Consider the following 24,462-nt stretch of genomic DNA (forward strand, 5'->3'; position numbering starts at 1 on the left):
TATTAGTATTATTCAGAAGTTACCTATATAATTGAGTAATTAACAACTAAATATTTTGAATGAACGAGGTGTTACAATGCCGCAAACGAAGTGGTTTAAAGTTGGCTATGGAATTATTGTCATACTGTTAATTATTTTCTTAGCATCACTGGTAGATTTTATCTTCACCCCTCTCACCGTGATGATCAGCACGTTATTCGCACCTATTATTCTTGCAGGTGTGATGTATTATTTACTCAGACCTCTTGTTAATCTTGCAGATCGCTATGTACCAAGAGCATTGGCTATTTTAAGTATTTACCTTATGTTTATTGGACTTATAACTTTACTTTTGTTCCTTATTGGTCCTACTCTACAACAACAGGTTAATAGTCTGGTGAAGAATACACCAGAAATAATTAATGATATTAGAGATTACACAATTGAATTACAAGAAAATGAATATATTGCAAGGTTTCAGCAGAATGAACGATTTTCTTTAGAAGAGATATCCGGTAAGTTAGCGGATAATTTAAATGCTTATGTAACAGCATTTGGATCGAATGTAGTTAATGTTATTAGTGCAATAACCGGCTTCCTTATTTTACTGGTAGTCATTCCTTTTGTTCTATTCTACATGTTAAAAGATGGAGAACGATTACCTGATCAGGTTTTAAAAATAATACCTCGCCAACATGAACGTGAAGGTAGAAATGTACTGAAAGATATGGATATCGCTTTGAGTTCTTATATTCAAGGACAAATTATTGTCAGTGTATTTGTTGGTGTTTTAATCTATATTGGGTTTTTAATAATTGGACTTGAATATTCCCTCGTCTTGGCATTAATCGCTATGTTTACGAATGTAATACCTTTTATCGGACCTTTTATCGGGACGATTCCAAGTGTTATCGTAGCCTTTTTTGACGAACCTATTATGGCTTTGTGGGTACTGTTAGTAGTGGTGATTGTTCAACAGATAGAGAGTAACTTCATCTCGCCGCAGGTTATGGGTAAGAAATTGGATGTTCACCCATTGACAATTATTTTACTTCTACTAGTTGCTAGTAAGTTTGCTGGATTGCTTGGCCTACTGCTAGCTGTACCAACCTATGCAGTTTCAAAAGTAATTGTCCTGCATACCATACGATTTATTAAACTAAGGAAAGTAAAAGTTACGGAAGATTCGCTACTATAAATATGTTAAAAGCATGTCATGCAAAGTTAATTTCACTTTGATGGCATGCTTTTTTATTGGAAAAAAAAACTTATAGTTGTTATGATAATAAAGAACGTTTTAGTTTAGTACATTAATCGACAAAAGTGAGATGATAAACATGGCACAAACACATACCTTTTCAAAAGGAGAAGAAATTGCAAATACAGTTACACACGGGATAGGAATATTAACGAGTATTGCAGCACTTGTTTTATTGATTGTGTTCTCTGCAATCAACGGAACCCCCCTTCACCTGGCTACTTTCATCGTATATGGAATAACCATGTTGATGCTTTACACATCATCGACATTATTACATGCATTGCCTAAAGGAAAAGCTAAGAATGTTTTTGAGATTCTTGATCATTCCTCCATTTACTTTTTTATTGCAGGGAGCTACACCCCTATTACCCTCATCCTTATGGATGGTGCTCTAGGCTGGACACTTTTTGGAATAGTATGGGGACTGGCTATAGCAGGAACGGTATTTAAAGTGTTTTTTGTGAAAAGGTTTATTTTGGCTTCTACCCTTCTTTATGTATTGATGGGATGGCTGGCTGTGTTTGGTTGGAGTGATATTACTTCTACTGTGGGCACTGGCGGTATTGCCTTTCTTGTTGCTGGTGGGGTTGTTTATAGTTTAGGAGCGGTTTTTTATGTGTGGCGGGCTTTTCCGTATCATCATGCGGTTTGGCATGTTTTTGTGTTAGGCGGGACTGTGCTGCATTTCTTTTTTGTTTTGTTATATGTGTTACCTATACAATAACAAAAAGCTGTCCAACAAGGACAGCTTTTTTTATACTTAATATTACATCTAACTGTTGATTTCCGTTCCAGACACTTCGCTTTCCATGGGCGGTCCGGAAGCCTCCTCAGGCTACGCCTTGCGGGGTCTTCCCTGTCCCTTCCTCCCATAGGACAAGGAGGGCTTCGGCAGCTTTTCATCGCACGAAGAAAATGCGTTAGCATTTTCGAGGAGTCTGCGCGCCTTCCACTCCAATCAACTTGGCTACTGCATTAATCAGTAGGTCGTAAACCTAAATATTTTTTGTAGGCGGTACATGGCTTTTTTTACGATAGGCATTTCATCTTTGTAGGTTTCATAAGGGAGAGTGTACATCTCGTCCTCGTTGCTCCATAACCTTAGGAAGTAATCGTCCATATCCTTCATTACTTGCTCGTCATTATTGGCGGTTATCTTTATGTCAGTTTCTAAGTTAAGATCATATAGGTTTCTTCTCGTGAAGTTTGCAGATCCACCGATAATGGTGGATTCTTCTGCTCGTTTAAAATAGATCATTTTCGGGTGGTATTGCTCACCTTGTGTATTGTACCATCTTAATTCAATGTTTCCTTGCCCTTCTTCTACCATCTCTGCTGCAACTGGCCTATTGGGAAGACCGATTTTCTGTTGACCGAAGGCATGTTCATTGGGGTCAAGAATTAAATTAACGGTTACTCCCCGATCTGCAGCGGCAATTAGTTCCTCAATGATCTTTCTTTCAGCCAGATAGAACATCCCTACCCAAATTTCTTCCTTATCTTTGGATTTTTTTATTTCCTCCAGAACATGGTCTAATATTTTTCTTTCGGTTAACAGCTGAACTGCAATATCACCTTCTTCTGCCTGTCCGGTGTATTTCGGTAAAGTGCCTCCCCCTGAAAAATCAAGGATTGCCTGTTCTGTTTTTAAAATATCACCGATGATGTTTCCAGACACTTCAAAAGCTGTATTGGAGTGGAGTCCGCTTGCATCGTGTGGATTTGCTGACGAGATGATGGCAGTTTTATCTGTCGCTATTACCTTTCGGTGGTTAGCTTTAATATTTAAGAGTTTTAGATAGGAGCGCACGGTTGTCTCAGGTGCATCTTTAGCCATCGGATTTTTGATCCAACCTGAACCACCTTGACCGAACCATTGAAAAAACACTCGCCAGACACCAGAATAAAGCGGATTGGAATCCCGTAAAACCTTTACATTTGTTTCAATTACTCTAATTCCATTATCCTCGAGGGTTGAGAGCTCTTCCGCTTCATGTGACCCGTAAGTCGTATTGATTTCATCTGTTATGAATACAATGTCTAAATCTGGGTTTTCTTTCTTTTTGGAAATAAGACTTTCCTTTAAATTGGAGCTTAATGGAGGATAATCCATTTCACCATCATGATATCCATTAAATAAAAACATGTCTATTACGATAAATTCTTCTGCCTCATCAATCACTTCATAAATACGGTCAAATATCGCATGTTCTTTCTGAAGGTTATCCTTTTCACCGTAAGTAATATCATAGAGGAAATCCACTTCTGAAACGTTGTGAACCTCTCCTTCAAAGGATACACCTTGAGGCAAAGGCTTATAACTGTGATAAACGCTGGTTAGTATAACAATAGTAATAAGTATAAGGATAAATATCAGCATTTTATTTTTCTTTATATAGTTTTTCATCTTGTTCCCCCTAAAATAGTGGCGAAAGACCAACTAATCTTTCGTAAAAACCGCTGTTGATTTCCGCAAATGGCTTCGCTTTCCGCGGGGCGACCTTGAGCCTCCTCGCTTCGCTGCGGGGTCTCAACATTGTCGCTTCTCCCCCGCTGGAGTCTTCGCCTTTTGCTCCAATCAACAGCTAGAATTCTTTAGTTAATCAACCGATAGGTCTAGTTTGATCAGCTGGTCATCTTCTGGGACAGGGTTTCCTCTCCCATCTGTGTTGTTGGTTATAAAATAAATGGAATCCCCCTCCTTCCATACATCTCTAATTCGTCCATTGTCTTTCCAAAGTATAGATTGTTGCTTAGAGCTAATGTCAAATGCTCTTACCATTTCACCCCTTAAGCTTGCTGCAAACAGGATTCCGTTCTCAACGACAATGCCAGATGGTGCCCAAGTATCAGTCCTAGAGTGAAACAGAGGCGCTTCTACCCCATCAGCATGGTCATCTCCTGTATAAGTTGGCCATCCATAGTTCTTGCCTTTTTTTATAATATTGATTTCATCGAATGCGGAAGGGCCATGCTCTGATTCATACATCTCACCGGTTTCTTTATCCCAAGCTAACCCTTGAGGATTTCGGTGGCCGTAACTGTATACATAGGAACCTGGAAACGGATTATCCTCGGGAACAGTACCATCCAGATTCATGCGGAGAATACTGCCAGTGAGCAACTCTTTATTTTGTGCAGACTCAGGTTCATTGGCATCTCCGGCAGTTACATATAACTTGTCATCAGGTCCGATTTTTACCCGTCCACCATTGTGATAAATTGCTCCATCGATGTCTTCCAAGAGAACTCCTGTTTCCTTCCATTCTGTTCCGTCATACTTCAACGTTACAATCCTATTCTTCACTTTCTCTTCCGTTCCATATGTATGATAGGCAAACGCGAGTCCGTTCTCTTGAAAGTCAGGATGTAGTTCCATACCGAGCAATCCACCCTCACCATAGACCAATAACGGTTTATCCAGCTGTATATCTTCCCTTTTCATACCTTCTTTATCTATCTTCACTATCTTACCTGCTCTTTCTGTAATAAAAAATGTATCTCCTGATTTAGTGATGGACCAAGGCACGTTTAATTTGGTCGCCATTACTTCTTTATTAGTAATGCTAAATTGTTCATCCTTTACATCCTTGTCAGGTGATGTGTTCGTTTCTAGTACTTCTTTATTACTTTCATTTTCCGGTTCCACCCCAGAAGTACAACCTGCTAAAAACAGACACAGCAAGGCAATAGTTAACATGAATTTTTTCAAAAAAGTCACCCCTCTACTCTTTTCCCCTCATCTTTCAAGTCTAATCCAATTTACGAAGTAAAATACAAAAAAAACAAGACGTTTTTCCGCCTTGTCTCTCCGTTCGCTTATGCTTTTTCAAAATAGGTTTTATAATATCCGCCAATATGGCCGCTGTTGTCTTTTACGAAAATAAACTCTTCCGTTTCATTTTTCACTTCGTACGTTTTTCCAACAGTCAGCATATTGCTCACTAGATATTTTTTTGCATCTGTATGTACACACTTTACATGCTGTACAGTCTCTTTTTTATCCCAAGAATTATGTATCATTTGCTTTGCACCTCCACAGTTATCTCTCAACTATTTTACCTCATCTTTTATTAATGAACAAACACAACCGTTTCCTCATATGATTAGATGAGGTGAAAATGATGAGCAATAAAGCGTATACGGATCTACTTGCTTTCCTTGGGATTGGTGGTGCTCACCCTGGAGGGTTGGAGCTTACAAAAACCATTCTCTTAAATGAAAATCTTGAAGATAAGAAGTTGCTTGAAATTGGGTGCGGAACAGGACAAACGTCAATGTTCCTCCATGCTATGAATATAGATGTTACACCCGTAGACAACCACCCTATAATGATTGATAAAGCCAACAATAGATTTGCAGAACAGCAAGCAGGGATAACTGCCCTACAAATGGATATTGAAAAAACAGAGTTTAAAGGTAGCACTTTTGATTTTATACTTTCTGAATCTGTACTATCTTTTACCGATACAAACAAAACACTTCCTGAGTTGTTTCGATTGCTGAAGGAGGACGGTGTTCTGTTAGCATTTGAGATGACGAAGAAAGGTACCATGCCCCTTGAATTGGAAGACAGAATGAAGCAATTCTATAATATGCCAAGAATACTCAGTAAAAACGAATGGAAAGAAACTCTTAAACATCACGGGTTTAATAAAGTAGAAATATCTCCTCTTCCTTTAGGAGAAATAGAACCCTCCGAGCCGGAAATCAACCCTTCTGAAGTAATAGAAGATATGTACTTTGAAGTGATGCATGAGCATGAAAAGCTAACATATGAATCGCAGGAACATGTTGAATTGACTATCATACGAGCACAACGGTAAAAAGCTGGAGCTACTTATGTATGCTTCAGCTTTCTTTTGTTACGTTTTGACCTTGCTCAATAAAGTCTTCCCTACATACGATGGAAATTCCATTCTTCTTCCCAAACAGATGTAATTGATCATACATATTATCAGGTTTAAAATTTATTAATCGAATCGGAAAAAGTTTATCTGTATAAATGAATGCTCCCCTTGCTGACCATCCCACTCGTTTAAAGACCATTTTCCTTATGTCACTGGGAACGATTTTTTTTGAATAAAACGGATGACCTAAAAACAGTATGTCGTAATACACGCTTGTTTCATCCAACTTTATTTCATATCGAATGAAGTAGGAAAACAAGATAATCATTCCTATGGAGAGCTGCACTATTCCTCTTCCATAGTGAGCTTGCAACATTTGATAGGTTCCTTGGATCAACATCAAGGATAATATAAAGCTGTGGACTGCTGTCGGGTACTTTGCTATATAGCGCAATACAACATCTCCCATCAATTTTAATTAGGTTATACTTGGCGTAATGAACTTATTTTCCCACCTTTATCCCAACATTATCCTCTTAATTGTGAAATGTAGGTAATATCTACAATATATATCATCCCATGCCAACATTTATACAGTGAAATAGTTGTATATACTTGTTACGATATTTTCTAGAGCGTCCGAGAGTTGATGATTATACACAACACAAGGAGGAATTTTTTCTATGAAAAAACTTATTGCAATCTCTACTGCAGCTGTAGCATTGTTTGCCGGAACAGGATTTGATGCACAAGCAGCTGGTTCACATAAAGTAAAATCAGGCGATACACTTTGGAATATAGGTAAGACTTACGGAGTTTCCGTTAAGGAAATGCAAGAATTAAACAATAAAAACAACCATCTAATTTTCCCTGGAGAAGCTTTACAACTCCCGGAAAAAGTATCAAAGGAAGATAAAGAATTGTTGGCACGTCTTGTACATGCGGAATCTAAAGGTGAGCCGTATGAAGGTAAAGTTGCTGTGGCAACAGTTGTCTTAAATCGTGTTGATAGTGAGCAATTCCCTGACTCTATCAAAGAAGTCGTGTATGAAACGACTGCTGGTGGAATTTATCAGTTCTCACCAGTTGGAAATGGTCAAATTGATAAAGCCGCAGATGAAGAAGCATTAAAAGCTGTGGAAGAAGCCATTGCATTCCGCGGAGATGGCAACAACTCCCTTTACTTCTTTAACCCTGACAAAACAAGTGATGAATGGATTCGTACAAGAAAAGTAACGAAGACAATTGGTAATCACGTATTTGCACAATAACTATAAGAAAAAAAGGCACCGGATTTATGTCCGGTGCCTTTTTCATTATTTATAGCGCTTTGTAGTTTTTATGGTTGATAACGGTACGAATAGGTTCGCCAGTATTAGGGTTTTTGCCGAGTTCAACGATTACCGAGCTGTCTCTGACAACAATAACCGTACCTTTACTACCTTTTTTTGACCCTTTATTAATTTGAATCGTATCTCCTACTTGAACGTTTACTGCTTTTGTTTCTTCCATGTTCGAACTCCACCTTTTTTAATTCTTTATTCTCTTCTATCCTTATTATCCCCAATGGCTGATAAATATCTTTTAATATGTGTAAAAGTTATATCCCTAATTATTGCCGTTTCATTGAAAAGTTGATGGTTACCTCCATCGATAAGAACACACGTTGAATTTGGGTATTTTTTAAAAATAAAACTTACATTATATCTCCAATCAACTGTCGTGTCTTTATTTCCCTGAATGATAAATAGGGGTTTCTCACTCCCTGAAAGTTGTTCAGACAGACTGCCGTTCCACCGGTCTAGAGATTGAAGCCATCCTATAGGTAGTCTGGTAAATTGAAGCGGATCCCTTTTCACAAGTGCTATGTACTCTGGGTCTGAAGAGTTCTTTCTAAATGTTCTTTTAAAATTAAATTTTTTCTCCCCAATGAGTTTAACACCAAATTTTGAAAATGACCACAAATATGGCTGAATCAAGGGTGCAACTAGAATAATTTTGTCAAATGAGCATTCATACTCGTTCATGTAAGTTAATATGATGGCAGCACCGGTACTATGTCCGATTATTGACCATCTTTTATGAGTTATTCCCTTTTGTAAGAGGTGACAATGGACGGCATGTAGGACCTGGATATACTCAGAGAAATCTTTAATATCTCCCCGGTCTCCTCTTGAGTGACCATGGCCCGGCAAGTCAAAAGTGATAACGCCGTATCCATCAGAAACTAATGTATGAATGATCTTGGAAAGTGCTCCTGAATGGTCAAGATAACCGTGAACTATGGTGACTAGTCCCTTATTTTTTTCCGGTAAAAAAGTCTGTATGAAGATTTCGTGGTGTTCGTGGGTAATCATTTCACCAGTATGTATGGTAACCAATGTATCCAAACCATAGAAATGTAAATATTCTTCCCTGTTATACGTAACCATAGCTGACCTCTTTTCACTCATGAAGCACTTATTCTTATCTTACCTTATTTAAGAACAAAAATCCGAATAATTCCCTTCCTCTTGATGAAACATATAGGTAAATATGATGAAAGAGGTGTAGAGAATTGAAAATTAAAGGATTTTTAGTAACTGGCCTTGTCATGACGATGGTGATGACAGGTTGTGGAAATGTAGATGATTATGGTACTGCAAGAAATGACAATCCTGATGATGCTCTAAATGTAAATTACGATAACATGGGGCGTTATAATAGGAATGTAAGAAATGGCGACATCAACCCACGTAGAGTTAATGAGACAAATGAACCAAGACTTGAAGTGGCGGATGAAGCTACAAAACATATTACTGATCTAAAAGAGGTAGAATCCTGCAGTGTTCTCGTTACTAATCGAAATGCTTATGTGGCAGCTGTGTTAGAAGGGAAAGGTAAGAAGGAATTAACGAAAGATGTGGAAAAGAAGATTGCAGACCAGGTGCGTAAATCAGACGGTAGCATCCGCAATGTATATGTTTCTGTAAACCCAGAATTCGTCGATCGTATGGAAGGCTATACGAATGATATTAGAGACGGCAGACCGGTTGCTGGAATCTTTGATGAGTTTACGGAAGTAGTGCAACGTTTATTCCCGACTTCTAGGTAATGCAGGAGATAAATTTGCATCAGTAAAAACCCAGATTTAACGGTCTGGGTTTTTATTTTTTATGAATATAGTCCATCACTTCAATTGTTCCTTCATCCCATGCCAAACATAGTATACCTCATCTGCAAGTTTTGCGGCATCTTGAGAGAACCATCCCGCAAGATCACGAAGTCTCCTTTCCTGTTTCTCCACAGGGACAATCCCGCGGCCCATTTCCAGCATGATTAGAACTATTCCTTTGCCCCTCTTACGTTCCTCCTCTTTCAACTCCAAAAGAAATGAATAAAAAAATTGCCGAATGGAATCATCATCTTGTTCCAATGGTAGAGCATTCATTATCCACTGTTCCCAGCCTTCTAAAACTAATGATGTATCGCTCTCCCACTGGGATTTCCAGTCGGTCATGCTATGTTCATCGTACGCAGAAACCCAGCTTAGTTCCTCAGAATGAAGGGTTCTTACTGTAGATCTTTTCCCACTGAAGGCACCACCGATAATGAGTTGCACTTCCACTCCCCCTCCCTGTCTACCAATCTTAATAAAAGTCCTTTTCCATGTGTAACAGCAGGTGATTCCCAAAAAGAGTTTGTAGCTTTGAACTTACGAAGCATGTACCGAATCACTCCACCGTGGGTCATTACCAGAATGCTAGCTTTTTCCAAAGACAGCTTGTCTCTATTCAACATTTCCGAAACAAATGCATCCACTCTCTGTTGAAACATTTGCCCGCTCTCGCCAGATGGTGTGCTATGCAATTCCCAATTATCAAGCCATTTCTGGTAACAAGGATCTTCCTTCAAATCTTCGTATTTCTTCCCTTCCCAATCACCGAAATTCATTTCTCTTAATCTCGGATCAACGTTTGGAGAATGGCGCAGGTGCAAGTAATCCAACGTCCTTTGACATCTTCTCAGGTCACTTGAATAGATGGCATCGAATGATAGACTTTCAAGCTCACTTTTTAGTAAATCCAACTCATTTATTCCATCCAGTAGGATATCTTGATCCGTGTGTCCAAGATAACGTTTGTCCCTGTTCCAATCGGTTATCCAATGACGAATGAGATATAGATCCACATAACGATTAATCCGCATAGTTCCCCTCCTTCAATGGCCGTCCCCAACAGATCACCATTACTTCCTTTAAAGTGTTTCATCATCCAATGGCCATACCACCATGTGAAGAAAAAATAGCCAAGTAATAGTAAAAGATACTCCGGAAGTAATAGAGTTAATCCGGCTATGGGCAAAAATGCCACGACCAAATCTCCTCTAGTAAGGTTCTTCTTCCATTCAAAAGCCAACCCATGTTGCTGAGCAGTTGGAAAGAAATACATCAGACAGACCGCAATGCCTCTTGAACAGGCAAGGATGACCAGGAAACAAAAGATATATTGTAAGGATTCAATCAACAACAAATAAATGAAGACTGCTTTCCATACTACCAGGAACAATAAACTTAAGATTCCAAAGCTACCAACCCGCGGGTCTTTCATAATTTCCCACTTTTTCTCAAGTGTAGCATTGGAACCAATTGCATCCGCCACATCCATCCAGCCGTCAAGATGCAAGCCTCCTGTAATCCAAATCCAGATGGTCAAAATAAGGAGTGCCAGCATCCATGTTGGCACAACACCATGCAAAAGGGATACAGTTAAAAATAGAATCCCTCCCAGTAACATACCTGTCAATGGATAACATCTAAGTGCCCACCTACTAGTTTCCTTGTTCCAAGGACACTCCACAGGCACAGGAATCCTGGTTAAAAATTGGAGAGATAAACATAATCCATACAAGCAATTTTTCACAATGACACCTCTTTCCCTTTCCAGTACTTTGGAATGCCTGCCCTGACCTGTATCGCTACTTCAGCTTGTTTGACGATATTTTGATGTAGTAATTCCAACATATATACATAGCAGCGTACCGTTTTATAAGAGGATAAAGGTTCTTCATTTAGGTCATTGGAGACAATTAACAGAGTCAAACCTTTCTTCCTTGCAAAAGTCCCCCACTCTTCAACTGTTGCAACTATTTCCTCTTTTTTCCTTGGTATTCCATCAAATAGCATGTTACTAAGCCAGATTGTCAGGCAATCCAAGAGGATGACATCGCCTTTACGCGCCTGCCGTATGCTTCGACCAACCTCTACCGGTATCTCTTCTACCTGCCACTTCTTCTCGCGCTGTTCCTTATGCATCGCTATTCTTTGTTCCATTTCTTTATCAATCTTTTTAGAAGTTGCTAGATAAATAAGCTCAGTGGTGGGATTTTTATTATGAAGAGATAGAGCCAGCTGTTCCGCAAAGCTACTCTTACCAGATCGAGCCCCTCCAGAAATAAAAATGATCAATCTCTCTCCCTCCACTTTTTTAGAATGGCAAGCAATTTATCATTCTCTTCCTCTGAACGTATGGCAAGCCTTAAGTGGCTTCCATCCAACCCTTTAAAATTATGTGTATGCCTTGCCAAAATTCCGTGTTGGAACAAGAAAGTGAAAAGCGTCTCCGTTTTTTCCGGACTTCTATTATCCTTAAGTAGATAGAAATTGACTGATGTGTTAGATAGATAGAATTCATACCTTTCTGCAAAGTTTCGCAACTTCCTTTTCTGTCCATCAAGCCAACTGAAAGTCTGCTCCACAAAGTCTTGATCCCTTAATAAAAGCGGAGCAATAGCACTTGCCAAAGCATTGACACTCCAAGGTACCTGGAAGCTTTTCATTTCATTTATGACTGCTTCACTAGCCATCATATAACCTAACCGAAGGCCTGGTATCGTGTACATTTTTGTCAGTGACCGGAGTAAAATCAGATTAGGAAATTCTTTAAGCAACGGAGTCAACGACTCGGATGGAACAAAATCCACGAACGCTTCATCTATAACTAGGAAGGTATGATTATGAAGTCCCTGTTTCAGTAACATTTTTATCTCTGCTTTCGGAATGACCACCCCAGTTGGATTGTTAGGACGACATAGGAAGAAGACATCCAAATCTGGAAGTGCTTCAAGCAGCTGATTCATCGGCAGCCGAAAATCATCCACAGGCGATGTTAAAAAGTCTGTCACCTGTAGATGATAATGCCTACATGCCCGTTCATATTCCGAAAAAGCAGGATGCACGATCCCAGCCCTCTTCCCTTCAAAATATTTAGCCGCAAGAAAAATGGCTTCCGCTCCCCCATTGGTAAGAAGCATTTCCTCATCATGAATCCTTTCCATCCATGCTAATGCACTAGTGCTAAACGTATAGTTCGGATCCGGATAGCACAACAACTTCTCCCACTGCTCTTCCAACTCACCCTGCAACCATTCAGGTGGTCCCAATGGATTAAGGTTCGCACTAAAGTCTAAGACTTCTTGCTCTTCTGCTTGCAAAAGCTTCTTCATCAAATCCGGCTGACCGCCGTGTTCTGGCCAATTCATCCTTAACCCTCATTTCTGTCCCAGTAAAAATAGTAATAGAATTTCTAATCCTAAAAATACGCCCCAACCACCATGCATGTATAAAATGGATCTTGGGATATCATCTGCCACTAGCTTTCTATGAAAATCCCCCATCGTTTTCCTGTTAGATTTAATACCTTTATAATAATTCACACCACCTAGCTGGATTCCCATCAAGCCTGCCGTCATCGCTTCCGGCCAACCGCTATTGGGGCTGGGGTGTTTCTTTGCATCCCGCATGGTAATGGTCCATCCGGCTTTTCCATTAGACCCTTTTATAAAAATAGAAGATATCCAGATGGACAAAGCTGTAAATCTGGCCGGGATAAAGTTAGCAACATCATCCAGCCTGGCAGAGGCCCACCCGAAATCCAGAAATCTTTCATTCTTATACCCTACCATTGAATCTAAGGTATTGACGGCTCGGTAAGCCATGGCAAGAGGGGCTCCACCAAGCATTGCCCAGAACAAAGGGGCCGTAATGCCGTCTACTGTATTCTCCGCTATGGTTTCCACCGTACCTCTGACAACTTCACTCTCTGACAAGTTCTCTGTATCTCTCCCCACAATCATGCTAAGGTCCATCCTAGCCTTTTCCAGCTTTCCATCTAGAAGCGGGAGCAAGACACCTTTCCCTGCATCCGATAATCCCTTGATGGCGATCGTTGTCCATATAAAGTAGATTTCCATTAGTACACCTGCATAAAAATGGATCTTATAAGATAGCGTTACGATAAGGAATACAAAGCCATAAACAAAGAGGACCACCATTGAAGCCAGAAGTACGCCTTTCCATTTTCGCTTCCGCCCGTTGTTTAAGAACCTCTCCAAAAAAGAGATAAGTTTCCCCATCTGCACTACAGGATGTGGCAACCAGCGCGGATCGCCTAGGAGCAAATCCAACACTATGGCTGCAACCAAAATAAAAATATTTATATAGAAAACATCAGCTATCATATATGCTGTCCTATTCTTTTTTGGTATTTCTGTATGGCTTTTGTTACCCCTTCATAGACAAGATGTCCAATTCCTTTACCTATAAGGGTTCCGGATCCAGCATAAGGTGTCTTTTCCCCTTGTTGGGTGACAGCCAGAACCATGGCATCGGTGGAAGTCCCTGTTGCAATGGTGCCGGTCTTCATATCTTGCACCTTTAAATCATGGAGCGCCTTCACTTTTGCCTCGGTGGCTGACATCATTGCATTGACCAGCCCACCATCCGTTAAGTGTGCATCGATAAAAAGTATGATGTTAATGGTCCCAATGGTCACCGGCGTCTTACACAGCTCCGCTTTTGTGATATCAACCGCATTGCCAACCCCTGCTGTAACCACTGCCATGAACTCCATTCCCTCGATTTCCTTCTTGCTTACCACAACATCCGAAAGCTTGACCGCCGTCATCATCCCGACTGACTGTTCAGTCGGGATTTCCCTTTGACGCAGCCATTCCCGGATATCTTTTTGAGGATGATCACAGTTATAATCCTTATCTACATGAAAGTTGCAGAAATGTTTATACCATTGTATCCCTTCACCTATCACTCCATTGGAGATGGTTCGTAACGGCTTGTTTGATTGGACATGAACACACCTTTCATCCATGTCAAATACGAGATTATCCAAGCCGTGAACTTCATTCTTCACTTCCAACTTAGGGGTCATTAAAAGTTGAGGTTTAGGGACAACTGGATGTGGTCCTGCTTTGATTAGCACATCATATACTCTTTCAAGTTGCTCTTCTTTTCGGAGTGTGTCAGAGTCCCCCACCTCCAGAAACCTTCCATTATATAAAAGTGCCAAACGATCTGCATACAAGGATGCAACATTCAAATCATGCAGGATGGCAAAGACAGTCAAGCCTTTGGTATGCTGCCACTCTTTGATAAGGTCCAACATATGAAAAGTATGCTTGATATCAAGATGGTTGGTCGGCTCATCCAACAAGAGAATCTCAGGTTCCTGAGCAAGGGACTTTGCAAGAAGTACCCGCTGCTTTTCTCCCCCGCTTAATTTGTGGAACTGCTTATTTTTGTGTACGGTCACCCCGGTAATATCCATCACCTGTTTCATGATATCCTTATCTTTTTTGGTAAGGTTCTTAAGCAATCCTTTTTGGTGAGGGTACCGTCCAAGAGTAATGATTTCTTCGACAGTATAATCAAAAGAAACCTGTACTTCCTGTGTAAGCACCGCAATTTTTTTAGCCTTTTCCAACTTTGTAAAGGTAGAGAGAGGCCTCCCTGAAAGCAACATTTCCCCCTCTACCACCGGAAGCTGTCCTGTCACAAGTTTAAAGAGGGTGGTCTTTCCACTTCCGTTCGGCCCTAGCAACGCGAAAAACTCCCCTTTCCGTATAGCCAGATCCACCCCGTTTATAATTGGCTTTTCCCGTTGATATCCACCGACAAGCCGCTTTAGTTCAATCATTTCCTTTCCCCTTCCCAACCCTTTCTCTGATAAGAAGACCAGCAAAAACTGGCGCACCAATCAAAGCGGTTATAACTCCTATCGGCAGTTCTTTTGGTGCAATGATGGTTCTTGCGAGTAAGTCTGCCAATACGAGGAATCCCCCGCCTATAAGCATTGAAAAAGGAAGGACGTGACGATGATTTGGCCCAGTCAATAGCCTCACCAAATGAGGAATCACCAGCCCCACAAACCCGATGGAGCCAGACACGGCAACAGCGGAACCTGTCAGAAGCGAAGCACCAAATAAGATGAGTATTTTTCCTCGTTTCACATTCACTCCAATATGATCTGCCGCTTCCTCCCCCAACGCCATCGCATTCAATTCACGATAATGCAGGAACAAAAGGATGGAACCAGCCAACATAAACGGGAAAATAAGTTGGACATGCCCCCAACTTCTCATCCCCACACTTCCGTATAGCCAATAAATGATTTGGGTCATTGCTTCTTTATCACCAAGGGCAATGATCAATGAAATAATGGAGCTGATAAAAGCGCTGATGATGATTCCCGCCAAGATGATGGTTTCGATCGCCAGCCCCCGGCTGCTCAACCTGACTAGCCCGAACACAAGGAGCAAACATAGCAGTCCACTGACAATGGCAACAACAGGAAGGGTGTAATTACCCAGCCCGATAATGGTAATATTGAAAAAAAGCACGGCAACCGCCCCCAATGCAGCTCCGGAAGAAACCCCGATGGTGTAGGGATCAGCAAGGGGATTTCTTAACAACCCCTGAAAAGCTGCGCCGGCAAGCGCAAGGGATGCGCCGACAAACATAGCAAGCAACACACGCGGAAAGCGGATATTCCAAATGATCATTTCTTCATTCTTCGGTAAGTCCGGTAGCCAGCCCATCCCAAATGTATTTTCCGTCAAGATATGCAAGATGGTTGGAATCGGGATAGAGACACTGCTGTTCAATAAACCAAGGAGGGCTGCACAAAGTACAAACCCTCCGCTACCAAGATATAACCAAAATAGCCTATTACTCAAAGATCTCCGGATAGATAAGTTTCGCAAGGTGCTCCACCCCTTCAATCAAGCGAGGTCCAGGTCTTGTTACAGTATCACTGTCCACATCATGGACATTTCCATCTTTGATTGCAGGAACTTCCCCCCACCCAGAACGGGCCATAACACCCTCTTTTGGGTTGTCCACATAATAGCCATAGGTAGTGATGATCACATCTGGATTTAATTGGACAATTTCCTCTTCCGTCAGTTTTACCCAGCCTTCTTGATTGCCAGCAGCATTTTCAGCTTGTATGGACTCCAGCATTTCGTGCATGAATGTCCCTTGACCTGTAGTAAAAATATCCGGAGCAGGAGAAACCTCCACCCAGACTTTTTTCTTTTCTGCCACTTGCTTTGCTTTTTCCTCCACCGCAAGTAGTCGTTCCTTCATATCAGCAACCAGCTTTTCAGCTTCTGCAGTTGTACCAGTTGCTTTTCCAATCAATTGAATTGTTTCATATACATCCGCAAACGAAGACTCACTACCAATGACGATGACACTTATTCCCGCTTCCTCATATTGTTTGAGGATGGCATCATGATTCTGATGATGATAATCCGTTACAAAAATCACATCAGGCATCAGTGTCAAAATCATTTCCGCATTCATGTCCTGGCCGCCAACCTTTTCCACATCTGCGGTTTCCGCTGGATAGTTACAATAATCGGATACACCGATCATTTTGTCTACAAGGCCAAGCGCATAAGCAATTTCCGTATTGCTAGGTTGCATGGAAATGATGCTTTCAGGCTCTTTTTCAATAGTGATTTCCTCACCTGAATCATCCGTTATGGTGATAGGAAAGGCGGATTTCTGCGATTGATCCTCACCGCTTGTACTTTCATCGATTGCTGCATCATTTGCATTGCCGTTTGTTTGCTCAGAGGTTGGCGCGCATCCTGTTAAAATTCCAACAATTAAGATTAAAGCAAGACCGATAATTCCCCATTTTTGTTTTATTTGTTCCATCTCTTTTTCTCCTCTACTATTTTCTATTAAATAGTTGATATTTTTAGATTTTTCCTGCTACCCCGGCTGACTCAAAAGTCGCCATCTCTTTAACAATATTTGTAGCTGCCTCTAGGATTGGATAGGCAAGAGCAGCTCCAGTTCCTTCCCCAAGCCGGAGACCGAGATTCAAAATGGGCTTTTTATCTAGTAGCATGATAGCATGCTTATGACCTGCTTCCATGGATTGATGACCAATGAAAAGGTATCCATTTACTTCAGGATATAGTCTCTTGGCAACCAGTGCAGCAACGGTGCTGATGAAACCATCCACAAGTACAGGGATATTACGTTCCGCTGCCGATAAAATGGCCCCAATCATTCCGGCAATCTCAAGTCCCCCTACCTTTGATAGAGTTTCGATTGGATCGGTCGGGTCAGGATTCCGTTTCTGGAGCGATTGACGAATGACTTGTTGTTTCCTTTTCAATTGGTCAACACTTATTCCAGTTCCAGTCCCAATGACCTCCTCTACATCCAAACCGCTTAAGGCTGAAAGGATAGCACTGCTGCTTGTGGTGTTCCCAATTCCCATTTCCCCAATGATCAGACATTTCGCTCCGCATTCGATGACACTTGTTGCCATGTCGCTTCCCACTTCAATCGCCTGCCATGCCTCTTCTCTAGTCATGGCGTCCTCCTTCAGGAAGTTTGCGGTCCCATGTCGGATTTTTTTCATATGAAGTCCTACCCTGTCCACATCTGCCGCCACCCCTATATCGACAATTTCAACTTTTGCACCGATTTGCTTCCCCAATACATTTATGGCCGCTCCACCATCAAGGAAATTGTGAACCATCTGCACAGTCACTTCCTGAGGGTATGCCGATACTCCCTCTGAAGCGACTCCATGATCAGCAGCAAATACAATGATTCCTGGAGGTGTCACCTCAGGAAAATTCTCCCCAGTAATCTGCGCAAGCTGAATGGCGATTTCCTCCACAGCCCCTAAACTCCCTTGAGGCTTGGTCAAGGAGTTTACATATTCCTGCATCTTCGCACCTTGCATCAGGTTGATGGGATTTATTTCAAACACTTTCTCCATTCGCTTCCCCTACTTTCTTTTTGTTTAACCTCTGAAATTCAACCATCTTTTCCTTAATCTTATCCATAGCAAGATGCCTGCTCACAACATCTGCCAATCTATCAAACGACTCTTCTCTTTTTCTCTCAAAAGAAGACCTGTTTGTAATGGGAGACATTCCTTTCTTTCGCCGTAATGTGTTCAACAGTCCCTCTCTGAATCTGTCATTATGAAAGAGACCATGAAAGTATGTACCAATTAAATTTTCCATTTGAACTCCATCTGTTCGGTCTGCTAATACAACAAACGGCATGATATCTTCTCTTTCATGGACGGTAGTTACTCCCATGTGGATTTCATAACCTTTTAGAGGCAATAGCTTTCCCTCAACCTCCACCATACCCTCTGAAAGAACCGTTTTCTTCTCCATTGTCAGGTGCGTTTTCATGGGGATGAGATGAAGACCGGAAATCACTTTTAGCGAAGATTCCACCTCATATTCATCCACAACTTCCTCACCAAGCATTTGATAACCCCCACAAATCCCGATTATTTGTGTCCTTTGTTCTGCCAGCGACTGTATCCGGTTCCCTAGGCCACTTTCATGTAAGAATTGCAGATCTCCTAACGTATTTTTGCTACCAGGGAGAATGACCAAGTCCGGTTTTCCGACTTCTTCCGCCTTTTGCACATACCTCACTTGGCAATCCTCCTCCGTAAAAAGTGGGTCCATATCAGTGAAGTTCGAGATGTATGGGAAGCGGATCACTGCAATATCCAAGTCTTTCATATCATCTTTATCTTTGGAAAAGCTATCAAGGACGACAGAATCCTCCGCTTCAATATGTAAACCTGAAACAAAAGGGATCACACCTAATACTGGCATGCCGGTATATGCTTCAAACCATTTCAATCCAGGCTCAAGCAGGGATACATCTCCCCTGAATTTATTGATGACGACGCCGATGACTCTTTTGCGATCATTCTCTTCTAAGAGCTGCAATGTTCCGACAAGGCTTGCAAATACACCACCCTTTTCAATATCACCGACAAGAATGACCGGCGAATCTGTTAACCTGGCAATACGCATGTTCACAAGCTCCCGATCATTGAGGTTTACTTCAGCAGGGCTCCCCGCCCCTTCTATCACGATAATCTCGTGTTCATTTTGGAGTCGAAAATAGCTCTCTGCTATTACCTGTAAACCTTTCTCGTAGAATTCTTGCCGATATTCACCTGCCTTCATATTTTGAAAAGGCTTCCCATGCACGACGATTTGGGATTGATAGTCGCCGGTAGGCTTTATCAAAATAGGATTCATGTCGGTGGTCGCCACCACACCAGCTGCTTCCGCTTGAACGCCCTGTGCCCTACCAATTTCCTTGCCATCCTTGGTAATATAGGAATTTAGCGCCATGTTTTGCGATTTGAACGGTGCCGTTTTATAACCTTCTCTTGAAAATATCCTGCACAATGCCGTTACCAAAGCGCTCTTTCCCGCGTCGGAATGTGTTCCTTGGATCATCAGTGGCGTCCCTTTAAACATGCAGTTTTACCTCCAGACATCTTTGAATCCAGTTTTCCACTACCCTTGGATTGGATCCAAAGTGAATGTGAGTATAACCAGCAACTAGGTTTTTGCTGATAAACCCGTCTGTTCCTTTCCCTCTTATTCCTTTTGTTTCGAAGGCGGCCGGCAGCTCTGTTTGGTGATGAAAGGTGGAATAGTGGAACTCATGGCCCCTCGCCACCTCTCCCTCCTTCAAGAGAAAATTCCCGTTCAGCCCTTTGATTTCCCTGTATCCAAGGGCAGCAAGCCTAGTTTGCATGTGCACGATACCAGGAATGACACCTACCATTGGATAAGCATCCCCTCCTGCTGTCACAAGTTCTTTGCATAAATACATATAGCCTCCACATTCCGCAAAGGTAGGGATTTCACTTTTGACAACTGCGTGATAGACGCTATCCATGCTTTTCGTATTCAAAGCGAGCCTAGATGCAAACTCCTCCGGGAAGCCTCCACCAAGATACAAACCATGCACATCATGTGGGACCTCCTCATTTTTCAAAGGGGAGAAGAAGGTCAATTCCGCCCCTCTCTTTTGCAAAAGTTCCAAGTTCTCTTCGTAATAAAAATGGAAAGCAGAATCATAGGCGACAGCTATCCGGACTTTTTTGTTGGGATATGAAGTAAAAACGGAAGGCTTAGTCATGGCTGGAATCTCGGAAGCTTGGTCCGCCAGCTCATATAAACGCTGGACATCTACCGTTGTTGCAACACGCTCACCCAATTGATAAAAAAAACCTTCAAGTTCCCCACGTTCAATGGATGGAACAAGCCCTAAATGTCGTTCTGGCATCTCAAGTTCAGACTCCCTTGTTATGTAGCCAATTACAGGAATCTTACATTCCGATTCGACCGCTGCTTTAATTAAATGAAAATGCCCTTCGCTTCCCACTTTATTCGCGATCACCCCAACTATCTTCACTTTTCCTGAGAGTGCCTGATACCCTTTGACTATTGCAGCCGCACTCCTTGCCATGCCGGAGCAATCTACCACAAGCACAACTGGACTCCCTGTGAGTATGCTTATTTCTGCACTGCTCCCCTCATCGGAAAGCGGATCTTTTCCATCATAGAAGCCCATCACCCCTTCTATGATGGCAATATCGGCACCCTCACTTCCACGGACCAAGACTTCTTTCACAAAATTAGAAGAAAGCATCCAACTATCCAGATTCCGCGACTTCCTTCCAGTAACAGCCGTGTGATAAGAGGTGTCGATATAATCCGGACCACATTTAAACCCCTGGACACAAAGGCCCTTTTTCCGCATCGCTGCCATCAGGCCGATTGTAATAGTAGTCTTTCCTACACCACTGCCTGTTCCTGCTATAAGAATTCTCCTTTTACCCATTTTCAACCCCACCTTCTTCTTAAAATTCCACACCTTTAACTGCCGGGATTCCCTTATCGTAATAATGCTTTTCTGCATGAACGACGGAGACAAGATCAGCTGCCGCTTTGACTTGTTCAGGTGCATCTCTTCCGGTAATAACAAGATGGACGTGCTCAGGCTTGTTCCTGATAAGCTCCAAGACCTCAGTCAATGGTAGGACATCATCAACCGGAAAACCCTGAATGGATAATGCGTTATTTAATTCATCCAAAACAACTATGTCGTAGTCTCCGCTCATGACAGCCTCTTTCGCTTTTGGCCAACCGATGCGAAGTGCTTCACGATGCTCCTCAGGAGTCTTTGTCCATGTGAAGCCAATTCCCAGTTGCTCCATCTCCACTCCTAATTTACTTAGGGAAATCTGTTCGCCGTATGTACGATTCGGTGATTTAATGAACTGATATATCTTCACCTTCATCCCCCTTCCTACCGCGCGAACCGCCAAACCAATAGCCGAAGTTGTTTTGCCTTTGCCATCTCCGGTGTACACCAGTGTCAAGCCTCTTTGTTTTGTTTTCTCACTCATACAACATGCCTCCCTGTTTTTCTTCATTAAAAAAACGCCTTTCTGCTAATAGCAAAAAGACGTTTAAAGGTCCATCCAATCCAGTCCTTATTAAAAGCTCTTACGAAGAATCGCTTATAAATGTGAAAACTGAATAAAAATAAATGAATGTCACTTTAAGCATTCTTTCCTCGCAGAATCCTTAAAAACAAATAGGCAGGTCTCCTGACTTGCGTTTCAAGCACATTACCGACCCTTCCCATGCTTTTGCACAGTGGATATTTCGGCAATATTCAACGCTTACAGTGGCGGGGTCCGTGCTGGATTTTCACCAGCTTCCCTTTTAACCTTTCTTCACAAAGGCACCTAAATGTTGTATTGTATCAATCAAAATATGAAATTTAGTTTATTGTATTTAACTATCCAAGCTTAAATTGACAACGAACTTATTGTAGCCTATTTTCATACGAATGTCTTTAATAAATTTTGTGGCTTTTAAAAAAAGTTTAATAGTTCTATAAAATCTGAACCACCAATATGCGACTATTTTACTTATCCACATAGAAAATATCCCTTTCATACTATTGTTTAGTTAAAGAAAGGTCACTTTTTTTCTCTTTTCAGTTATCCAAAGTAATGATGAAAACACCAGACAACAAGAAACATACTTACAATACCCCAAGCTGTAGCACTATATATCCACCGTATTATCGATTTAGCTTTTGTTGAACTTTCCTCGGTTTCCGTATTTGCTGTTATAAAAGCGAGCTTACTTTCCATCCCTTTTTTCATAGAAATGAGAACAGCAAATCCGATAATTATGAAACCAATAGTTATCCAAAGTAATAAGATCACCTGTTACACCTCACTATTTCATTTATCCTGCACAATTACTTAATACCAATTATTTCAAACAATGAACACTTTCTCAAGGGAATTTTCCCATAAAAACTTAAAATTCCAAGTCGTAACTTTCTCCGGTTATTACATTTTTATAAACCTTCTCCCCTTGATCAGTCTTTATTATTTCAAAAACCCCATATCCACGCGCCATAATTCCATATATTTCATCCTCTGTTTGTTGATTTGCTAGAATAACTGCATATTCCTTTCCTGGCACCATTTTGTAATCGTATTCAGATGTGTAGGAAATAAATTTGGTTTCTTGTTCTTCTCTGGAGAGTTTGGTTAGGCCCATTTTTTCTAAACCAGTATATTCACTTCCTACCCAAGAATCCAACAGGTTGGAAATCCTAATGTCTCCCCCTCCTATGTAAATTGTTTTTTCACCAGATAAATCTTTGCCATAAATGGTATCCACTATTTCCACATCCAATGGTGTATAGGGCATATAAGTATAGAAATTTTCATATTTTGGAAGTATTTCAGCTTCCCTGATGTTTAGAACTTTTATGTGTACAATAGATGTCCCTTCGATAATTAAATTCCTTGGTTCTCTAGGATCAACCGCCCAGCTATTTTGGCTCTGAGAAACTGAATAAATATCCTCAGGGTTAATTTCTTTCTGTATGCTAACATCCTGCTTGTTCTCTAAGATTAGTAATTTATCACTATGAATTCCAGCAAACTTTTGTAGATTACTATCTTGCCCACTAAAGCTCCAAATTAAGGTGGCTGCCAATGTCAAAGTAAGCAATGTGGTGGCGACTATTTTTCTCGTGTTAGGTATTCCTTTTTGGACTTCAATCTGACTCATAGCTAGTTCCTTATTTATATGATCAGAGATACTGTTGAAGCTTCTTTCATTTAACCTATAATCCTTAGGAAAAGATTGCAGTTCATTGTGGAGTCTGGAATCTTTCATGTTTCTCGCCCTCCCATCTTTTTCTCCAGGGCTTTTAAAGCCCTATGGTAGCTGAGATTCACTTTACTCTCACTCCAATTCAGCGCTTGAGCAGTCTCTTGTACTGAAAGCTCGTTAATTCCTCTTAACATGAGTACGTCATAATAGCTTTGCTTTAGCAACCTTATTGCCCTATAGAGTTCCAGCTTCGTTTCACTTAACCCCACCATTTCCTCTGGTGAATCTGACCCCTTTGCTGTCGTACTGAATTGTAATAGCCGATTTCTTTTAATCTCTTCTTTTCTTCTTTTTCTGCTCTCATCTATAGCCACATTCCTGGCAATACTTATCAGCCAAGTTCTAGGGTTTGATCCACCCTTAAATTTATGTAAGTTTCTTATAGCCTTAATAAAAGTCTCTTGTACGAAATCCTCCACATCTATACTGCCCGTATAATAGATTAGGAAATTGTAAATGTCATTGTGATATTCTTTGAACCAATCAGATACATCGTTTTCTTCTCTCATTCCTTCTCCCCCGTGAAACCATATACTTATTAGACGTTAGTTTTCATTCTTACTTTCACATGGAATTTATTTATTTAAATTTATTGTTTTTGATTCTAAAGAGTATCCTCATAAAAAAGACACGTTGTATTTACAACGCGCCATGTAGTGGAAATTATATGGTGGCTGCCCAGATAGCTGAACATATTTTCTAAAAGCTTTTAGAAAATCAGACTGTATAAGACATATCCAACTATTAAAACTACAATTATAATTCCTGTAACTTTCCAACCTAAACCACCAACTAAATCTGCTAAATTCCCATTCTCAGCTCGATTTAACCCATCTCCCAATACACCGCTCGGATTCTTTTTAAGTTCTTCTTGTCTTAATCTCTCTCTATTTTCTTCTGGAGTTTCTTGTCGATTATTCAAACAAGCACCACCTTTTTATACCATATTCTTTAATATCTTGGTAAATACCTTCTTCAAGTAACCTGTCCAGTTCTTAATTTAGGACCGATCCATTTTGC

28 protein-coding genes and 1 riboswitch are annotated in these 24,462 nt (G+C 41.0%); of the genes, 5 read left to right on the forward strand and 23 right to left on the reverse strand.

The features are described from left to right. The first annotated feature begins 76 nt into the window (after nucleotides 1–76). A complete protein-coding gene (locus tag K7887_RS11125; RefSeq protein WP_223489213.1) occupies nucleotides 77–1,177 on the forward strand; it encodes an AI-2E family transporter in 1,101 nt (366 codons plus the stop codon). A 139-nt stretch (nucleotides 1,178–1,316) separates the two neighbouring features. Further along, complete coding sequence (gene trhA / locus K7887_RS11130) at nucleotides 1,317–1,964, forward strand: PAQR family membrane homeostasis protein TrhA (RefSeq protein ID WP_223489215.1); 648 nt, start codon at nucleotides 1,317–1,319, stop codon at nucleotides 1,962–1,964. A 255-nt stretch (nucleotides 1,965–2,219) separates the two neighbouring features. Here the strand turns inward: trhA and K7887_RS11135 are convergent, their stop codons facing one another. The 3 genes from K7887_RS11135 to K7887_RS11145 form a co-directional block, all read right to left on the reverse strand. Continuing rightward, nucleotides 2,220–3,647: a phospholipase D family protein gene (locus tag K7887_RS11135; protein WP_223489217.1), complete on the reverse strand. Its 1,428-nt coding sequence runs from the start codon at nucleotides 3,645–3,647 to the stop codon at nucleotides 2,220–2,222. 192 nt (nucleotides 3,648–3,839) lie between these two features. Then, nucleotides 3,840–4,952: a PQQ-dependent sugar dehydrogenase gene (locus K7887_RS11140; protein WP_223489219.1), complete on the reverse strand. Its 1,113-nt coding sequence runs from the start codon at nucleotides 4,950–4,952 to the stop codon at nucleotides 3,840–3,842. A 107-nt stretch (nucleotides 4,953–5,059) separates the two neighbouring features. Then, nucleotides 5,060–5,263: a DUF6501 family protein gene (locus K7887_RS11145; protein WP_169290212.1), complete on the reverse strand. Its 204-nt coding sequence runs from the start codon at nucleotides 5,261–5,263 to the stop codon at nucleotides 5,060–5,062. Between the two features lie 98 nt (nucleotides 5,264–5,361). Between K7887_RS11145 and K7887_RS11150 the strand changes: the two genes are divergently transcribed. Then, nucleotides 5,362–6,066, forward strand: coding sequence for a class I SAM-dependent methyltransferase (locus K7887_RS11150; RefSeq protein ID WP_223489221.1), 705 nt, complete (start codon nucleotides 5,362–5,364; stop codon nucleotides 6,064–6,066). Nucleotides 6,067–6,091: 25 nt separating this feature from the next. Here the strand turns inward: K7887_RS11150 and K7887_RS11155 are convergent, their stop codons facing one another. Beyond that, nucleotides 6,092–6,544, reverse strand: a complete 453-nt coding sequence (locus K7887_RS11155; RefSeq protein ID WP_223489223.1) for a hypothetical protein — start codon at nucleotides 6,542–6,544, stop codon at nucleotides 6,092–6,094. 229 nt (nucleotides 6,545–6,773) lie between these two features. On the opposite strand from K7887_RS11155, the gene K7887_RS11160 reads away from it, so the two are divergent. Next, nucleotides 6,774–7,361, forward strand: coding sequence for a cell wall hydrolase (locus K7887_RS11160; RefSeq protein WP_223489225.1), 588 nt, complete (start codon nucleotides 6,774–6,776; stop codon nucleotides 7,359–7,361). 49 nt (nucleotides 7,362–7,410) lie between these two features. Here the strand turns inward: K7887_RS11160 and K7887_RS11165 are convergent, their stop codons facing one another. After that, nucleotides 7,411–7,602 carry a DUF2187 family protein gene (locus K7887_RS11165; protein WP_223489227.1) on the reverse strand — a complete coding sequence of 64 codons (192 nt, stop codon included), beginning with the start codon at nucleotides 7,600–7,602 and terminating at the stop codon, nucleotides 7,411–7,413. Between the two features lie 26 nt (nucleotides 7,603–7,628). Continuing rightward, on the reverse strand, nucleotides 7,629–8,522 hold the full coding sequence (locus K7887_RS11170; protein WP_223489229.1) for an alpha/beta hydrolase: 894 nt from the start codon (nucleotides 8,520–8,522) through the stop codon (nucleotides 7,629–7,631). 125 nt (nucleotides 8,523–8,647) lie between these two features. On the opposite strand from K7887_RS11170, the gene K7887_RS11175 reads away from it, so the two are divergent. Further along, nucleotides 8,648–9,184: a YhcN/YlaJ family sporulation lipoprotein gene (locus tag K7887_RS11175; RefSeq protein ID WP_223489230.1), complete on the forward strand. Its 537-nt coding sequence runs from the start codon at nucleotides 8,648–8,650 to the stop codon at nucleotides 9,182–9,184. Nucleotides 9,185–9,259: 75 nt separating this feature from the next. On the opposite strand, the gene K7887_RS11180 is transcribed toward K7887_RS11175, so the two are convergent. The 17 genes from K7887_RS11180 to K7887_RS11260 form a co-directional block, all read right to left on the reverse strand. Further along, nucleotides 9,260–9,691, reverse strand: coding sequence for a bifunctional adenosylcobinamide kinase/adenosylcobinamide-phosphate guanylyltransferase (locus tag K7887_RS11180; RefSeq protein ID WP_223489231.1), 432 nt, complete (start codon nucleotides 9,689–9,691; stop codon nucleotides 9,260–9,262). Continuing rightward, on the reverse strand, nucleotides 9,643–10,278 hold the full coding sequence (locus tag K7887_RS11185) for a histidine phosphatase family protein (RefSeq protein WP_223489232.1): 636 nt from the start codon (nucleotides 10,276–10,278) through the stop codon (nucleotides 9,643–9,645). The genes K7887_RS11180 and K7887_RS11185 overlap by 49 nt, the downstream gene beginning before the upstream one ends. Further along, complete coding sequence (cobS, locus tag K7887_RS11190) at nucleotides 10,230–10,991, reverse strand: adenosylcobinamide-GDP ribazoletransferase (RefSeq protein WP_223489233.1); 762 nt, start codon at nucleotides 10,989–10,991, stop codon at nucleotides 10,230–10,232. The genes K7887_RS11185 and cobS overlap by 49 nt, the downstream gene beginning before the upstream one ends. Continuing rightward, entirely contained in the window at nucleotides 10,988–11,536 is a 549-nt protein-coding gene (locus tag K7887_RS11195; RefSeq protein ID WP_223489234.1) for a bifunctional adenosylcobinamide kinase/adenosylcobinamide-phosphate guanylyltransferase, read from the reverse strand. The genes cobS and K7887_RS11195 overlap by 4 nt, the downstream gene beginning before the upstream one ends. Next, entirely contained in the window at nucleotides 11,533–12,609 is a 1,077-nt protein-coding gene (gene cobD / locus K7887_RS11200) for a threonine-phosphate decarboxylase CobD (protein WP_223489236.1), read from the reverse strand. The genes K7887_RS11195 and cobD overlap by 4 nt, the downstream gene beginning before the upstream one ends. A 9-nt stretch (nucleotides 12,610–12,618) precedes the next feature. Beyond that, on the reverse strand, nucleotides 12,619–13,587 hold the full coding sequence (gene cbiB / locus K7887_RS11205) for an adenosylcobinamide-phosphate synthase CbiB (RefSeq protein ID WP_223489238.1): 969 nt from the start codon (nucleotides 13,585–13,587) through the stop codon (nucleotides 12,619–12,621). Beyond that, nucleotides 13,584–15,059 carry an adenosylcobinamide amidohydrolase gene (locus tag K7887_RS11210; RefSeq protein ID WP_223489240.1) on the reverse strand — a complete coding sequence of 492 codons (1,476 nt, stop codon included), beginning with the start codon at nucleotides 15,057–15,059 and terminating at the stop codon, nucleotides 13,584–13,586. The genes cbiB and K7887_RS11210 overlap by 4 nt, the downstream gene beginning before the upstream one ends. Further along, nucleotides 15,052–16,125 carry a FecCD family ABC transporter permease gene (locus tag K7887_RS11215; protein ID WP_223489241.1) on the reverse strand — a complete coding sequence of 358 codons (1,074 nt, stop codon included), beginning with the start codon at nucleotides 16,123–16,125 and terminating at the stop codon, nucleotides 15,052–15,054. Before K7887_RS11215 ends, K7887_RS11210 begins: the two co-directional genes overlap by 8 nt. Further along, nucleotides 16,091–17,089, reverse strand: a complete 999-nt coding sequence (locus K7887_RS11220; RefSeq protein ID WP_223489243.1) for an ABC transporter substrate-binding protein — start codon at nucleotides 17,087–17,089, stop codon at nucleotides 16,091–16,093. The genes K7887_RS11215 and K7887_RS11220 overlap by 35 nt, the downstream gene beginning before the upstream one ends. A 43-nt stretch (nucleotides 17,090–17,132) precedes the next feature. Continuing rightward, complete coding sequence (gene cobT / locus K7887_RS11225) at nucleotides 17,133–18,173, reverse strand: nicotinate-nucleotide--dimethylbenzimidazole phosphoribosyltransferase (protein WP_223489245.1); 1,041 nt, start codon at nucleotides 18,171–18,173, stop codon at nucleotides 17,133–17,135. After that, entirely contained in the window at nucleotides 18,157–19,698 is a 1,542-nt protein-coding gene (locus K7887_RS11230) for a cobyric acid synthase (RefSeq protein WP_223489246.1), read from the reverse strand. Before K7887_RS11230 ends, cobT begins: the two co-directional genes overlap by 17 nt. Further along, nucleotides 19,691–21,073 (reverse strand): cobyrinic acid a,c-diamide synthase CobB, encoded by a 1,383-nt coding sequence (locus K7887_RS11235; protein WP_223489248.1) that lies wholly within the window; start codon nucleotides 21,071–21,073, stop codon nucleotides 19,691–19,693. Before K7887_RS11235 ends, K7887_RS11230 begins: the two co-directional genes overlap by 8 nt. A 19-nt stretch (nucleotides 21,074–21,092) precedes the next feature. Next, the gene (locus K7887_RS11240) at nucleotides 21,093–21,641 is read right to left on the reverse strand and encodes a cob(I)yrinic acid a,c-diamide adenosyltransferase (protein ID WP_223489250.1); all 549 of its coding nucleotides are present in this window, start codon (nucleotides 21,639–21,641) and stop codon (nucleotides 21,093–21,095) included. Between the two features lie 177 nt (nucleotides 21,642–21,818). After that, a riboswitch (cobalamin riboswitch) is annotated at nucleotides 21,819–22,005 on the reverse strand. Between the two features lie 239 nt (nucleotides 22,006–22,244). Then, nucleotides 22,245–22,475: a hypothetical protein gene (locus tag K7887_RS11245; RefSeq protein ID WP_223489252.1), complete on the reverse strand. Its 231-nt coding sequence runs from the start codon at nucleotides 22,473–22,475 to the stop codon at nucleotides 22,245–22,247. 97 nt (nucleotides 22,476–22,572) lie between these two features. After that, nucleotides 22,573–23,445 carry a hypothetical protein gene (locus K7887_RS11250; RefSeq protein WP_223489254.1) on the reverse strand — a complete coding sequence of 291 codons (873 nt, stop codon included), beginning with the start codon at nucleotides 23,443–23,445 and terminating at the stop codon, nucleotides 22,573–22,575. Beyond that, the gene (locus tag K7887_RS11255) at nucleotides 23,442–23,951 is read right to left on the reverse strand and encodes an RNA polymerase sigma factor (protein WP_223489256.1); all 510 of its coding nucleotides are present in this window, start codon (nucleotides 23,949–23,951) and stop codon (nucleotides 23,442–23,444) included. Before K7887_RS11255 ends, K7887_RS11250 begins: the two co-directional genes overlap by 4 nt. Before the next feature lie 200 nt (nucleotides 23,952–24,151). Then, entirely contained in the window at nucleotides 24,152–24,364 is a 213-nt protein-coding gene (locus K7887_RS11260) for a DUF6366 family protein (protein ID WP_223489258.1), read from the reverse strand. Between the last annotated feature and the right edge of the window lie 98 nt (nucleotides 24,365–24,462).

The organism is Sutcliffiella horikoshii (assembly GCF_019931755.1).
Taxonomy (GTDB): domain Bacteria; phylum Bacillota; class Bacilli; order Bacillales; family Bacillaceae_I; genus Sutcliffiella_A; species Sutcliffiella_A horikoshii_E.